General features: G+C 68.9%; 14 protein-coding genes. 6 read left to right on the forward strand and 8 right to left on the reverse strand.

From position 1 onward, the window contains the following. Positions 1 to 250 precede the first annotated feature (250 nt). Positions 251 to 913 carry a TetR/AcrR family transcriptional regulator gene (locus VFG33_RS24915; protein ID WP_325055369.1) on the reverse strand — a complete coding sequence of 221 codons (663 nt, stop codon included), beginning with the start codon at positions 911 to 913 and terminating at the stop codon, positions 251 to 253. 91 nt (positions 914 to 1004) lie between these two features. On the opposite strand from VFG33_RS24915, the gene VFG33_RS24920 reads away from it, so the two are divergent. Continuing rightward, positions 1005 to 1814, forward strand: coding sequence for a class I SAM-dependent methyltransferase (locus VFG33_RS24920; protein WP_325055370.1), 810 nt, complete (start codon positions 1005 to 1007; stop codon positions 1812 to 1814). Here VFG33_RS24920 and VFG33_RS24925 read toward each other — a convergent pair. Then, positions 1807 to 2328, reverse strand: coding sequence for a pyridoxamine 5'-phosphate oxidase family protein (locus VFG33_RS24925; protein WP_325055371.1), 522 nt, complete (start codon positions 2326 to 2328; stop codon positions 1807 to 1809). The genes VFG33_RS24920 and VFG33_RS24925 overlap by 8 nt on opposite strands. 59 nt (positions 2329 to 2387) lie before the next feature. Here VFG33_RS24925 and VFG33_RS24930 point away from each other — a divergent pair, with 59 nt between their 5' ends. Further along, on the forward strand, positions 2388 to 3059 hold the full coding sequence (locus VFG33_RS24930; protein WP_325055372.1) for a nucleotidyltransferase domain-containing protein: 672 nt from the start codon (positions 2388 to 2390) through the stop codon (positions 3057 to 3059). 13 nt (positions 3060 to 3072) lie between these two features. Here the strand turns inward: VFG33_RS24930 and VFG33_RS24935 are convergent, their stop codons facing one another. From VFG33_RS24935 to VFG33_RS24960, 6 genes are read right to left on the reverse strand one after another with little or no spacing between them, the layout of a single operon-like run. After that, positions 3073 to 3546 (reverse strand): FMN-binding protein, encoded by a 474-nt coding sequence (locus tag VFG33_RS24935; protein WP_325055373.1) that lies wholly within the window; start codon positions 3544 to 3546, stop codon positions 3073 to 3075. Next, a complete protein-coding gene (locus VFG33_RS24940; RefSeq protein ID WP_325055374.1) occupies positions 3543 to 4082 on the reverse strand; it encodes an FMN-binding protein in 540 nt (179 codons plus the stop codon). Before VFG33_RS24940 ends, VFG33_RS24935 begins: the two co-directional genes overlap by 4 nt. A gap of 40 nt (positions 4083 to 4122) precedes the next feature. Further along, the gene (locus tag VFG33_RS24945; protein ID WP_325055375.1) at positions 4123 to 5544 is read right to left on the reverse strand and encodes a ferredoxin reductase family protein; all 1422 of its coding nucleotides are present in this window, start codon (positions 5542 to 5544) and stop codon (positions 4123 to 4125) included. Positions 5545 to 5597: 53 nt separating this feature from the next. Then, positions 5598 to 6821, reverse strand: coding sequence for a sensor histidine kinase (locus tag VFG33_RS24950; protein ID WP_325055376.1), 1224 nt, complete (start codon positions 6819 to 6821; stop codon positions 5598 to 5600). Positions 6822 to 6853: 32 nt separating this feature from the next. After that, positions 6854 to 7516 carry a response regulator transcription factor gene (locus tag VFG33_RS24955; protein ID WP_325055377.1) on the reverse strand — a complete coding sequence of 221 codons (663 nt, stop codon included), beginning with the start codon at positions 7514 to 7516 and terminating at the stop codon, positions 6854 to 6856. After that, the gene (locus tag VFG33_RS24960; protein WP_325055378.1) at positions 7513 to 8328 is read right to left on the reverse strand and encodes an FAD:protein FMN transferase; all 816 of its coding nucleotides are present in this window, start codon (positions 8326 to 8328) and stop codon (positions 7513 to 7515) included. Before VFG33_RS24960 ends, VFG33_RS24955 begins: the two co-directional genes overlap by 4 nt. A 153-nt stretch (positions 8329 to 8481) precedes the next feature. Between VFG33_RS24960 and VFG33_RS24965 the strand changes: the two genes are divergently transcribed. From VFG33_RS24965 to ligA, 4 genes are all read left to right on the forward strand, one after another. Continuing rightward, the gene (locus tag VFG33_RS24965) at positions 8482 to 9684 is read left to right on the forward strand and encodes a cysteine desulfurase family protein (RefSeq protein ID WP_325055379.1); all 1203 of its coding nucleotides are present in this window, start codon (positions 8482 to 8484) and stop codon (positions 9682 to 9684) included. Beyond that, positions 9684 to 10772, forward strand: coding sequence for a tRNA 2-thiouridine(34) synthase MnmA (gene mnmA, locus VFG33_RS24970; protein ID WP_325055380.1), 1089 nt, complete (start codon positions 9684 to 9686; stop codon positions 10770 to 10772). Before VFG33_RS24965 ends, mnmA begins: the two co-directional genes overlap by 1 nt. A 1-nt stretch (position 10773) precedes the next feature. Next, positions 10774 to 11760, forward strand: coding sequence for a uroporphyrinogen decarboxylase/cobalamine-independent methonine synthase family protein (locus VFG33_RS24975; protein ID WP_325055381.1), 987 nt, complete (start codon positions 10774 to 10776; stop codon positions 11758 to 11760). Positions 11761 to 11795: 35 nt separating this feature from the next. Further along, positions 11796 to 13610, forward strand: a 1815-nt coding sequence (ligA, locus tag VFG33_RS24980; RefSeq protein ID WP_325055382.1) for an NAD-dependent DNA ligase LigA, incomplete at its 3' end; no start/stop codon positions are given.

The raw sequence follows: 13610 nt of genomic DNA on the forward strand, positions 1-13610 counted from the left end.
TGCCCGGCGGGAACTGTTGTTCTTGGTGGTGGGTATTCGGACGCAACGCCGGATCTGCGGCTGTCCGAGAACGGGCCGTCGAGCGAGTCGAGCTGGGCAGTGACTTTCCAGAACACCGGCCAGACGACCCGGACCAGCCACGTCTCGGCCACTTGCGCCACCGTCGGCTGAACCCGCGCCAGGCGAGTCAGATCTTGGCGGGTGGGCAGGACGTCCACAAGTCGCTCGATCTGCGGCACCCGCTTGGGGGCTAGGGGTGGAGGTGGGGTGGGAGGAGCGCGCGGATGGTGGTGCGGGTCAGCCAGTCGAGGTACTGGTCGGGGGACCAGCCGCGGGTTTCGACCAGGAGGCGGTAGTTGTTGACGTGGTTGATCAGCCACATCTCGTCTGCTGCCTGGTCGACCGACAGTTCCGGTCGCAGGTGACCGTCGTCGGCCAGTCGCTGGACGAAGATCCGGACCACCTGCAGGTACTCCTCGAACATCCGGTGCTGCAGTTCGGCCAGGGTGTCGTCTGAGGTCGCACCGGCCTCGATGACCGCGACGAGGCCGGCGATGCGCTGGCGGATCACCAGTCCCTTGCCGGCGCTGTAGCGGATCCGTTCGACCGGGTCGGCGATCTCGTACTGCTGGCGGTGCCAGTCGCGTTCGACCACGGGGACGCGGTCGTCGAGGCCGCCGGCCAGTGTTCGGTGCCACACGTTGAGGAGCAGTTCGGTCTTGGTGCCGAAGGCAAGCTTCACCATGGCCAGCGAGACGCCCGCCTCCGTGGCGACGGTGGGCAACGTGGTCCGAACGTATCCCCGAGTGGCGAAGAGGCGCTCGGCCGCGTCGAGGATCGCCGTCCGGGTCTCCTGGGCCCGCTGCTCGCGGACCGGGGAGTCGTAGCGGCGAGGCTTGACAGTTCCGGACACCCGGTTAGAGTAACTTCATGATTCGCTAGCCGATAGGGCTAGTCAAAACTTTCCGGGGGACACGATGGGACAAGCAGGAAACGCAGCAGCCATGACGCCGGTCGAGTTGATGGTCGAGCGCAGTCGGCAGATCTGGAACGCCGGCGTCGACTACCAGCCGATCGCGACGCAGGAGGTCCTCGTCAGCGAACTGCTCGCGCGGGCAGCCGACGTTCACTGGGGTGAGGCGGTACTGGACGTTGCCGCAGGCACTGGAAACACCGCGCTCGCCGCGGCCCGGCGGGGTGGTCGCGTCACTGCCGTTGACCTGGGCGTGGCCGGTCTCGAAATGGCGCAGAGTCGCGCGGCCATCGAGGGGGTCGAGGTGAAGACCGAACTCGCCGACCTTCAGGAGTTGCCGTTTGCCGACGACACCTTTGATGTCGTGCTGTCGACGTTCGGCACGATGTACGGTCCCGACCAGCAGAAGACGGCGGATGAGCTGGTACGGGTCTGCCGCCCGGGTGGACGCCTCGGACTGGTCAGCTGGTGCCCTTCCGGCTGGATGGCCGATCTGCAGAGCGCACTCGGTGAAGTCCTTCCGCCGCCCCCGTTCGCCCTGCCGGCGCCGCACCTGTGGGGGACGGTCGAGCAGTATCCGAAGCTGTTCGGCGACCGGATCCGGATCGAGAGTTCCACCGTGCTGACGCAGGAGTTCTGCGGTGAGTCAGCGGAGTCGCAGACCAAGTTCATGCTCGATCACCTGCCGCCGTGGCAGTTGCTGCAGGCGACCCTCGATCCCGGGACCCGGGCAAAGCTCGTCGCCGCGATCGAGGGCTCGTACGAGCGCGCCAACCGGGCGACCGACGGCACCCTGCAGATCTCCGCGGAGTACCTCCAACTCGTTGCCACCATCAACTAGTACGCCGCGGGCGCCAGAACTGGCGGGGAGCGTAGCCGTCTCGGCGGAGCCAGTGTTCGGTGTAGACGATGCGATCCGGCTCGACTGTGATGAGCGGGCCGAGCGGTGGGTCGTCGATGGAGTTGCCGCGTTCGACGTGGTCAGACTGCCAGCGGTACGCCTCCCAGTAGTGCGCGAATCCCTCGTCCCCAGGGCTGCGGACCACAGCCTGGCCGAAGATCTGGGCGCCGCGACTGCTGGCCTGGCCGACCAAGGGGGCGAAGATGCCGATGGAGATCCGTGGATCGGCCGCCAGGTTTCGCAGCTTTGGTGAGCTAGCGGCGGCGGTGAACAGCACAGTGAAGTCGAGGTGGTAGTACCGCACCGGCGTCGCCAGTGGACCGGCGGGACCGGTGGTAGCCAGGACGCACATGTTCTGGCTGGACAGCAGGTTCAGGATGCGTTCCGAGAGCAGGTCGTGGTCGAGCGTCTTCTTCGGTGCCGGACCTGCCAGCCAAGGATTAGTGAGCGCCATGAGCGATCCTCCCATCCTGGCGCCTGCGCCTGAGGACCGGCGTGTGTGAGGATCGCAGGATGGGTGACGTGCAGGAGCCTGAGGAGCGTTATTGGTACGCCGAGGGGCTGGATCCGGAGGAACTGGCGTTTCAGCGGCTGTACGGACCGGTGGTTCCGCCTACTCGTGAAGAGGCCAAGGAGTTCTTCGACGGGCTCGGGCACCCCTGGTGGATCACCGGTGGTTGGTCCATTGAGGCCTTCACCGGAGTGCCGCGGCATCACGAGGATCTCGATGTCTCGACGTGGCGCAAGGTTGTGCCGGAGCTCGTCCGTCATGCCACGGGCAGGTACCACGTGTGGGCGGCCGGCGAGGGCATCCGTCCGCTCTCGTTCGATGATCCCGTGATGCCAGACACCGCGGAACAGGTCTGGCTGCGGGAGCACGCGCTCGCGCCCTGGCGGTTCGACGTCCAGCTGAACCCGGACCGGGACGGACGCTGGGTGTTCCGCCGGGATCCGTCGATGGACTTCGACCTCGACGAGATCACCTGGGTCGCGCCGGACGGCATCCGCTACCTCACTCCCGAGATGGCGCTCGCCTACAAGGCCAAGCTCGCCCGGCCGAAGGATCACCGGGACCTGGCCGTCACGCTGCCCCTGCTCCCGACGAGCAAGCGAACCTGGCTCGCCGACATGATCGACCACCTGCACCCCGGCCACGCTTGGCTGGAGCAGATCCGTCAGGCCTGAGACCCGAACGCGGTCAGTTCAGGTGTGCGGCGTCGAGGGCGGCCTGCAGGGACTCGCGGTAGCCGTTTGAGGTGACAGTGGCGCCTGACACGGTGTCGATGGTGGCGTTTTGTGCGGTGACGGTTTCCTGCTGCAGTACCGGGATGGCGTAGCTGTTGATCCTGCGGTCATGACCCGATTCCTGCGGGTACGCGATCGCTGTCGCTGACACGATGCGGCCGCCCTGCACAGACAGCTGGACCTGCACCGGCCCGTACTCCGTGTCGGCGGAACTGCCGTTGACCACGAGGGACTGTGAAGTGCTGGTCCCCGCGCCCGACGCCGTGGAAGGAGAAACGATGCCCGCAGGTGGGGCTGTTGTCGTGCGAGGGCTCGCGCTGCCGCTGTTGGTGCTTGTGGGGTAGAGGAAGAGCAAGACAACGGCTGCCGCGGTAGCACCGAGCACAGCGAGGTTGCGTCGAGCCCGGGCGACTAGTGGACTGCTCATTTGGAGCCGGCCTGGTTAGCGGCGTCGAGCGCGGACTGCAGCGACTGCCGGTATCCCTCGGAGGTGTAGGTGGCGCCGGACACGGTGTCGACGTTGGCGCTCTGCTTGGCCAAGGTGTCCTGCTGCAGGATCGGGATGGCATAGCTGTTGATCGCCTGATCCCGGTTGCTGCCCTGCGGATAGGCGATCGCGGTCGCACTGAGGATCTTGCTGCCCCGCATGCTGAGCTGCACCTGCACGGGTCCGTAGTCGGTGTCGGCGGCCGCGCCGTTGACCTTCACGGTCGTCGGCGCGGGGCTCTTACCAGGTCGCGCGCTGGGGGAGACGTGCGGTGTCGGCGACGCGGACGGGGTGCCGTTGGTGGAGCTGTCGGGTGCGGCGGAGCTCTCAGCTGAGGGGCTGGCGGACGGCTGGACGACTCCAGGCTGGACCACACCCTGGGCGGCGCTGCTGCCGGTCTGCTCGCTCGCGCGCAGGCTGAAGCCGATCACCCCGATGCTGATGGCCGACATCACGACGGCGATGGGCCGCCTCACCGAATCACTCCGAGACTCGCGACAGCTTGGTGGGCGGTTGTCACCATGTGAAGCGCTCCTGGTGTAGCTGGGCGGGCGGCAGTCCGGCGTCGAGAGCAGCTGCGGATGCGGCTTCCATCCAGGCATCCGGGCCGCAGACGAAGACGTCGTACTCGCGCAGCCGTGGGACGAGCCGCGCGAGCGCTTCCGAATCGCTCAGGTGGGCCGCATTCCACGGCAGCCAGGAGTCGCGGTCCGGGATGCGAGATCCGGTCAGGTAGTGCACCGTGATGCCCCGGCGGCGTGCGAGTTGTTCCAGCTCGGCCCGGAAGACGAGGTCGGGCTCGCTTCGCGCCCGGTACACCAGAACCGCGTCCCCCTGACGATAGGGAAGGTCCTCCAACAAGGCGCGCAGCGGCGTGATGCCGATGCCGCAAGCAAGCATTGCCACCTTGTCGCCGACGCGGTGCTCGCCGGTGAGCCGGCCGTACGGGCCCTCGATCATCACCTTCGTACCGGGGCGGAGCCGGGCAAGGCGCTCGCTACCGTCACCGAGATCTTTGGCGGTGATCTGCAGCCGGTCGTGCTGCGGTGCCGCCGACAGCGAGAAGGGGTTACCGCGGGACCAGCCGGGGCCGTCGAGGAAGCGGAAGATGAAGAACTGGCCGGCCCGGACGGGAAGGCGGTGCAGCCCACGCCCGCCCATCCGCACGGTGACGACGTCCGGGCTCTCGCGAACTACCGAGTCCACGGTGATGCCGTGCCGGAGCGTGCGCCACAACGGCAGCCAGACACGGAAGACGAGAACCGCGCCGGCAGCGACCGCGTAGGCGGACCACCAGTAGACGCGGGCAAGCGATGAGGTCGCGAAGTCCGACCCGGTCCAGATCTCGTGCGGCACCGAGAACCCGACACCGAGGTACGCGTACAGGTGCAGCAGGTGCCACGACTCGTACCGCAGGGCCCGGCGAGCCGCTCGCACAGAGGTCACGGTGACGGCGGTGAGTGCCGCGGTACCGGCGACCGCGAGCAGCATCCCGCCGTACGACGTGACGATGGTCCAGATCTCACTGAGCAGGCCACTGTGGTCCGTGAGGGTATAGCCCAAGGTGATGAGGACGATGTGGGCGAGCAGCAGGTTGAACGACCAGAATCCGACGAGCCGGTGACGCCGGGCCAGTTCGTCCTGCCCGTAGCTGCGCTCGATCATCGGGACCCGCGCCATCAGGAAGACCTGGATCAGCAGGAGGTCGGCGGCGACGAGCCCGGTCAGCCGGCCGAGTGAGGTCAACAGGTCGCCCGGACCGGAGCCGAGCAGTTGCACACCGCGACCGGACAGCCACAGCGCCACGACAGCCAGCACACTGGCCCAGCACGCCATCGCGATCGCCTCGGGCCACCAGCGGCCCGTACGACGCGTCCGCAGGCGCACGTGGACGGGACGCGAACTGTGTCCCGTGCCGCGGGTGGAAGTCTGGGTCATGGAGTTGCTCCGCTGGTTCGGACGATGCTGCCTCCGACGGTGCCAGTGCTTTCTTAGCGCTTCCTTGGAGCCGGCTGCGGGTTGGCTGAATCCGCGGGAAGGGCCGGCAGGACGAGTTCGAAGGTTGCGCCGACCTCGCTGTCCACCAACCGCAGTTGGCCGCCGTGCCGGTTGGCCACGTCGTGGGTCAGGGCGAGGCCGAGTCCGTAGTGGGCCCGGCCGGCGCGCTGACCGCCCGACTCGAACCGGCGCAGTACGTCCTGCGCCTGCTCGGGTGCGATCCCGGGGCCCGTGTCGCTGACCGAGACGATGACGTCGCGCCGGTCGCGCCTCAGCGTGACGCGCACCTCCCCACCCGCGGGAGTGTGATCGATCGCGTTGTCCACCAGCGCGAGAACCGCTCGCCGCAGTGCCGGCGCCGACCCGGCGACCAGGAGCGGGTCGCGGCCGAGCTGGCTGGTCAGGCCGATCTTCGCCTGGCCGGCCTGGGCGGCGGCACTCTCGACCACGGCCCGCACCATGGCGACCAGATCCACCGGTTCGTGGGCCTCCTCGCCGCGAGGGTCGGCTGCGACCAGCAGATCCTCCACGACGTCGCCGAGCCGCTGGGCGTCCTGGACGACGCCCCGCGAGTCCTGCCGGACCTGCTCGCCCAGGTCGCTGCGCTGAACCGCCCGGTCGAGGACCTGGGCCCGGGTGCTCAGCAAAGTCAGCGGAGTCCTGAGCTCGTGCCCCGCGTCGGCGATGAACGTGCGCTGCAGAGCAAGTGCCTGGGCCAACGGCCGGACGGCCCGCCGACCGAGCAGGACGCCCAGCAGTACTGCGAAAAGCAGGCCGATCGCCGCCGCCATCCCCATCACCTCGAGCAACCGGGTCCGCTGCCGGTAGGTCGGAGCCAGATCGAGCACGACCTGGATCGTCTGCCCGTCCCGGACTTCGGTGGCGACGCGGTACTCGTTGCCCTCGCCATCCCGCAGATCCACCAGGACCGGCGTCGGTCCCGCGGCACTCCGGAGCTGGGCCAGGTCAGGCGCCAGGTCGCCGGGTACGCCGTCGGACGCGGAGACCACGTCTCCCCGGGTCATCACCAGCCAGGTATTGGGTGGTGGGTCCGCCACGTCGTCAGCGGTTCGCACGGTGGACCGCAGGAGGTCGTCCGCCACCCCGGTCTGTTCCCGGACCACGATGATCGTGACGAGCAGAATCAGCAGCAGCATCGCGACGGCGACCAACCCGGCGGCCTGCAGCGCCACCCCCCGCGCAGCCCGCCGAACCATCACCTCATCGCCCACCGGCCCCCGAGACCGCCTCACAACGCGCCCAGGCGGTAGCCGAGGCCGCGGACCGTGGTGATGACGCCGCGGCCGAGCTTGCGGCGGCAGTAGTGCACATAGGTGTCGACGACCGTTTCCGACTCGGCTGCGTCGAAGACCCGGTCGAGCAGTTCACCGCGGCTGAACACCGCGCCTGGCCGTGCCGCCAGCAGCGCGAGCAACCTGGCCTCGCGTTCGGAGAGTTCCACCTGGTCACCCGACGCCCGTCGTACTGTCCGGGTGGAGAGGTCCAGCTGGCCACCGGGGATCACGAGCGACTCGGTCCGGTCCGGATGGCGACGGAGCAGAGCCCGCAACCGGGCGAGTAGTTCGGTCAGCTCGAACGGTTTGGACAGGTAGTCCTCCGCGCCGGCGTCGAGGCCGTCCACCCTGTCCTGCGTCGTACCGCGGGCCGACAGCACGAGCATCGGCGTCGCCACCCCACGCCCGCGAAGCCGGCCGATCAGGTCGAGTCCCTCGACCGCAGGCAGGCCACGGTCGACCACCATCACCTCGAACCCGCGAGTCAGCGCGAGATGCAGACCCCGCTGGCCATCGGGAGCATGGCTGACCTGATACCCCTCGTCGGTCAGCACCCGATCCAGCAGCCCCGCCAACTCGAGATCATCCTCGACCAGCAGCAGACTCACCCCACTCATCGGTCTGCTCCGTCGGTGGGCACAGTCCAGTCCGCCGTGGCGTGGAGGGTGCCGTCGGTGGCGATGCCCAAACCTGCATAGCCGGGGGCCGCGTGCAGGACTTCGGGCCAACCGTCGCCCGCGACGAAGGCGGCGGTCGCCAGTACGTCGGCAGTCTCCAGGGATGGACCGCGCACCGAGATGGACAGCCAACTGCCACTCGCCGGGCGACCTGACCCGGGGTCGTACAGATGGGCTCCTCGGGCGGCGGTCCCGCTTGCCGCGACCGCACCCGAGCGGCATGAGATCGCCGTGGCCACTCGGCCCTGGTCTCGAGGGTCCTGGATTCCCACGGTGAAAGGCTGGCCCGAGGGGCACAGGACCACCACGTCACCGCCGGCATTGAGGCACCAGTCGAGGTCGGCGACCTCGGCGAGGCGGTTGCTCGCCCGCTCGACGGCCCAGCCCTTCACCAGGCCGGACGGGTCCCAGTAGCCGTCCGGGCGGGTCGCGTCGAAGAGTCCGCCGGTCAGGTCCCGCGCCCAGGAGCAACGATCCGCCACCTCGCGGACGACCTGGTCGGTCTGCGCCAAGCTCAGTTCGCCCCGGCCGAGCCTGCTCACCGCGCTGTCCGGTCGGTACGGCGAGAAGACGCGGTCGACCTCCCGCAGTTCGGCGTACACCGACTGAACGGCCTCGTCCGCCCGGGACGAGTGGGCCAGCGACCCGCGAGCCAGCACGCTGACGGGCAACCCCATCACCTGCTCGACCCAACTCCTCCTAGCCGGCCGGTGCTGGGGCGACGGGTCGGGCGCCGAGTGCACTGTGGACACGTCTGAACGGTACGCGGACCAGCTAACGCCCCGCGTCGGAACACTTCGAGCGGCACGCCGAACCAGCCGCCCCACTGGGTGATGGGTGTGGGCCGTGCGGAAACGGGCCGGATGAGCGGGAAGAAGGTGGGCGGACATACCCTTGAGGGTGTTATGACCTCTTCTGCCCGTCGCACGGTCTACCTGGACCACGCCGCGACGACTCCGATGCTGCCCGCGGCGATCGAGGCGATGACCTCGCACCTCGGGCGCACGGGCAATGCATCCTCCCTGCACGGATCCGGTCGCGCTGCCCGGCGGACCGTCGAGGAGTCGCGCGAGACGATCGCCGAGGCGCTCAACGCGCAGCCGAGCGAGGTGGTGTTCACCTCCGGCGGCACCGAGGCGGACAACCTCGCCCTCAAGGGCCTGTGGTGGGCCCGGCTCGCCGAGAACCCGCGCCGCCGGCGGATCCTCCTCAGCGGCGTGGAGCATCACGCAGTACTGGATCCGGCCATCTGGCTCGCGCAGCATGAAGGCGCGGAGATCGAGTGGTTGCCGGTCGACCAGCTCGGCCGGGTGCGGCCTGACGACGTACAGCACGCTATCGAGCAGGACCCCGAGTCCGTATCCTTCGTCACGTTGATGATGGCGAACAACGAGGTCGGCACGCTCCAGCCGGTTACCGGGGTCGCCGCGCTGGCCAAGGCCTACGACATCCCCGTGCACACCGACGCCGTCCAGGCGGTCGGGCAGGTGCCGGTGGACTTCGCCGCGCTCGGCGTCGACGCGATGACGATCTCCGGGCACAAGGTCGGCGGTCCGTACGGGATCGGCTCGCTGGTGGTCCGCAAGGAGACGAAGCTGGTACCGATCGTGCACGGCGGCGGCCAGGAGCGCGACGTACGGTCGGGCACGCTCGACCACCCCGCGACCGCTGGGTTCGCCGTCGCGGTGGAGCACGCGGTCAAGCACCAGGCCGAGCTGGCCGAGCGCCTGACGACCCTCCGGAACGCCTTGATCGAAGGCGTCATCGGTACGGTCCCCGGCGCCGAGCTCTCCGGGGACCCGACGGGTCGCTTGCCCGGCAACGCACACTTGTCGTTCAAGGACTGCGAGGGCGACTCGCTCCTGCTGCTGCTCGACGCGCGCGGGATCGAGGTCTCGACCGGATCCGCCTGCAACGCCGGCGTCGCCGAGCCGAGCCACGTGCTGCTGGCGATGGGGTACGACGACCAGCGGGCGCGCGGGTCGCTCCGGTTCACCCTCGGGCACACCAGTACCCGGGCCGACGTGGACGCCGTACTGGAGAACATCGGACCAGTGGTCGAGCGGGCGATGTCCGCGGGACTGCAGAACGTGGGAAGGAACAACTGATGCGGGTACTCGCAGCCATGTCCGGCGGGGTGGACTCCGCCGTCGCGGCGGCGCGGATGGCCGAGGCCGGGCACGACGTGGTCGGTGTGCACCTGGCGTTGAGCCGCAACCCGCAGTCCTATCGCAGTGGTGCTCGCGGCTGCTGCACGATCGAGGACTCTCGCGATGCCCGCCGCGCCGCGGACGTGATCGGCATCCCGTTCTACATCTGGGACCTGGCCGAGCGGTTCCACGCGGACGTGGTGGAGGACTTCGTCGCGGAGTACGCGGCCGGCCGTACGCCGAACCCGTGCCTCAGGTGCAACGAGAAGGTCAAGTTCAGCGCGGTCCTCGACCGGGCCCTGGCGCTGGAGTTCGATGCCGTTGCCACCGGCCACTATGCCCAGATCGTCGAGACTCCGCACGGACGCGAGCTGCATCGCGCGGTGGATCCGGCGAAGGACCAGTCGTACGTGCTCGGCGTCCTCACCCAGCAGCAGCTGAAGCACGCGTTCTTCCCGCTCGGCGACACGAACAAGACCGAGATCCGCGCCGAGGCCGAGCGCCGCGGGCTGTCGGTGGCGGCCAAGCCGGACAGCCACGACATCTGCTTCATTGCCGACGGCAACACTCCGGGCTTCCTCAGCAAGCAGCTGGGCGAGTCGCCGGGGGACATCGTCGATGCGCAGGGCAACAAGCTGGGTGAGCACAAGGGCACCCATGGCTTCACCGTCGGGCAGCGCAAGGGCCTCAAGATCGGTACGCCGGCCGCCGACGGCAAGCCGAGATTCGTCCTGGACATCTCGCCGGTGGATCGCACGGTCACGGTCGGGTCCCGCGCAGAGCTGGCGGTCGAGCGGCTGACCGCGTCCAAGCCGCGCTGGTGCGGTCCCGCGCCGACCGAGACCCTGCACGTGAAGGCGCAACTGCGTGCGCACGGCGAGGAGATCGCCGTCACCGCCCGGCTCGAGGACGACCAGGTGCTGGTCGAGTTCGACGAGCCCGCGGACGCGGTCGCCCCGGGCCAGGCAGTCGTCCTGTACGACGGCACCCGCGTGATCGGCTCTGCCACCATCGACACGGTCGAGCGCGCAACCCAGAAGGTCTGACGTGACAACGACCGGGCTGGGATCGCTACCCGGGGAGAATCTCCGTGAGTGGCTGAAGGTTGTTCTCGAGGCTGTCGACATTCCCTTTCTGCCCGAGTTGCCGGCTCGTCCGTACGGCGACATGGTGAGCCGGGCGGTCGCAGTACTGGGTGATCTGGCGGCGGACCTGCAGCCGGCGGGCTGGCGGCTCACTGGTGGTTCCGACCCTCGGGCGAGCCTGGACCAGCGCCGGGCGCGGTCGTTGCTGGCAGAGGACCTGGATGTCCTGGAAGAGCTTGCTGACGGCTACACGGGGCCGCTGAAGGTGCAGCTGACCGGGCCGTGGACGCTGGCGGCGACGGTAGAGCTGCCGCGCGGTGACAAGCTGCTTGCCGACTACGGAGCCCGTCGTGACTTGGCCGACGCGCTCGCGCACGGGCTGAACGACCACGTGGCCGAGGTACGCCGCCGAGTGCCCGGCGTAGACCTGATCGTGCAGTTGGACGAGCCCGCGCTACCCGCAGTACTGGCTGGGGCGGTTCCGACGGCCAGCGGGTGGAGCAAGCATCGTTCGGTGGACGGTCCCGGTGCTGTGGAGCTCCTGAACCGTGTAGTCGAAGCAGCAAGCCCTGCGAGGACCGTGGTGCACTGCTGCGCGGCCCGGCCGCCTATCGAGGTGTTCACCAAAGCAGGAGCCGGGGGAGTGGCGGTAGACGTTTCACTACTCACGGAAGCCGCCTGGGAGCAGATCGCGTTGGCAGTAGAGGCCGGTACGACGCTCTACGCGGGCGTGGTCCCCACCACTGGCCCTGTACCTCGTCCGGAACAAGCAGCCGAGCTCCTGGTACGCCGCTGGCGCGAGCTCGGCCTGGATCCCGAGCGCCTCAAGCAGGTCGTCCTCACCCCAGCCTGCGGCCTCGCCGGAGCCACCTCCGCTGTCGACGCCAAATCCCGCCTGGACGTCTTACGCAGTACGGCGGAAGAAGTAGCCGAGAAGGCCGACGAGTAACGGATTTCGTCGGTGGGCGGCGGTAAGTTCTCCTCATGAGTACGGAGATTCCGGAGACCACTGCCGCAGACCAGCCTGCCGCGCCGCCCGAGGTGCGCGAGCGGCATGCCGAGCTGAGCCGGGAGATCGAGGATCACCGGTTCCGCTACTACATGGCCACCGCGACCATCTCGGACGCCGACTTCGACGTGCTGATGCACGAGTTGGAAGCGATCGAGGAGAAGTATCCCGAGCTCCGCACGCCCGACTCGCCGACGCAGAAGGTCGGCGTGCCGATCTCCACGCTGTTCGCGCCGGTCGAGCACCCGACGCGGATGGAGAGCCTGGCGAACGCCTTCTCCGCCGAGCAGATGGAGGCCTGGGCGAAGCGGCTGGAGCGAGAGGTCACGGTCCAGCAGATCCACGACAGCGGGTTCATCTGCGAGCTGAAGGTGGACGGGCTGGCACTGGACCTGGTGTACGAGAACGGTCGGCTGGTCAGTGGCGCGACCCGCGGCGACGGGCGGACCGGCGAGGACGTCAGCCTGAACGTCCGCACCATCAAGAGCATCCCGAACGAGCTGGACGGCGACGACCTGCCGACCTTCCTCGAGGTGCGCGGTGAGGTCTACTTCCGGGTCGAGGACTTCAGCGAGCTGAACGCCCAGCTGGTGGCGGCGGGCAAGGCCCCGTTCTCCAACCCCCGCAACGGCGCGGCCGGCTCATTGCGGCAGAAGGACCCGCGGGTCTCGGCGCAACGGCCTTTGAGGTTCGTCGTGCACGGCCTCGGCAAGGTCGAGGGGTATCACGTCAGCCGGCTGTCGACGGCGTACGAGCAGCTGAAGGCCTGGGGCCTGCCGGTCAGCGAACGCGCGCGCCGGGTCGGCACACTCGCCGAGGTCAACGAGTTCATCGCGTACTACGGCGAGAACCGGCACTCGGTCGACCACGAGATCGACGGCGTCGTGGTCAAGGTCGACGAGGTGGATCTCCAACGTGCGCTCGGGTCCACCTCGAGCGCCCCGCGCTGGGCGATCGCGTACAAGTACCCGCCCGAGGAAGTCACCACCAAGCTGCTCGACATCGCGGTGAACGTCGGCCGCACCGGTCGCGTCACCCCGTACGGCGTGATGGAGCCGGTCCGGGTCGCCGGGTCGACGGTGGAGTTCGCCACCCTCCACAACGCCCAGGAGGTGGAGCGCAAGGGCGTCTGGATCGGCGACACCATCGTGCTGCGCAAGGCCGGCGACGTGATCCCGGAGATCCTCGGCCCGGTGATCGAGCTGCGCCCGAAGGACGCTCATCCGTTCCGGATGCCGACCCACTGCCCGTCCTGCGGGACCGAGCTGCGGCCGATGAAGGAAGGGGACGTGGACATCCGCTGCCCCAACTCGCGGTCCTGCCCGGCGCAGTTGCGCGAGCGGCTCTTCCACCTGGCCGGGCGGTCCGCGTTCGACATCGAGGTGCTCGGCTTCAAGGCCGCCGACGCCTTGATCAGCGGCGAGCTGATCGCCGACGAAGGCGACCTGTTCGGCCTGACCGAGGACGACCTGTCCCGCAGCCCGTTCTTCACCACCAAGGCGGGAGCCCTGTCCGCGAACGCGAAACGCCTGGTGGCGAACCTCGAGCAGGCGAAGACGCAACCGCTCGCCCGCGGCCTCGTCGCCTTGTCGATCAGGCATGTCGGCCCGACCGCCGCTGCCGCTCTGGCCGCCGCGTACGACGACATCGACGCGATCCAGGCCGCCAGTGAGGAGGAGCTGTCGCAGATCGAAGGCGTCGGCCCGACCATCGCCCGGGCCGTGATCGAGTGGTTCGAGGTCGACAGGCACCGGGCGATCGTCGAGAAGTGGAAGGCGGCCGGCGTGCGG

The sequence above is a fragment of the Kribbella sp. genome, from assembly GCF_035687465.1.
In the GTDB taxonomy this organism is placed as follows: domain Bacteria; phylum Actinomycetota; class Actinomycetes; order Propionibacteriales; family Kribbellaceae; genus Kribbella.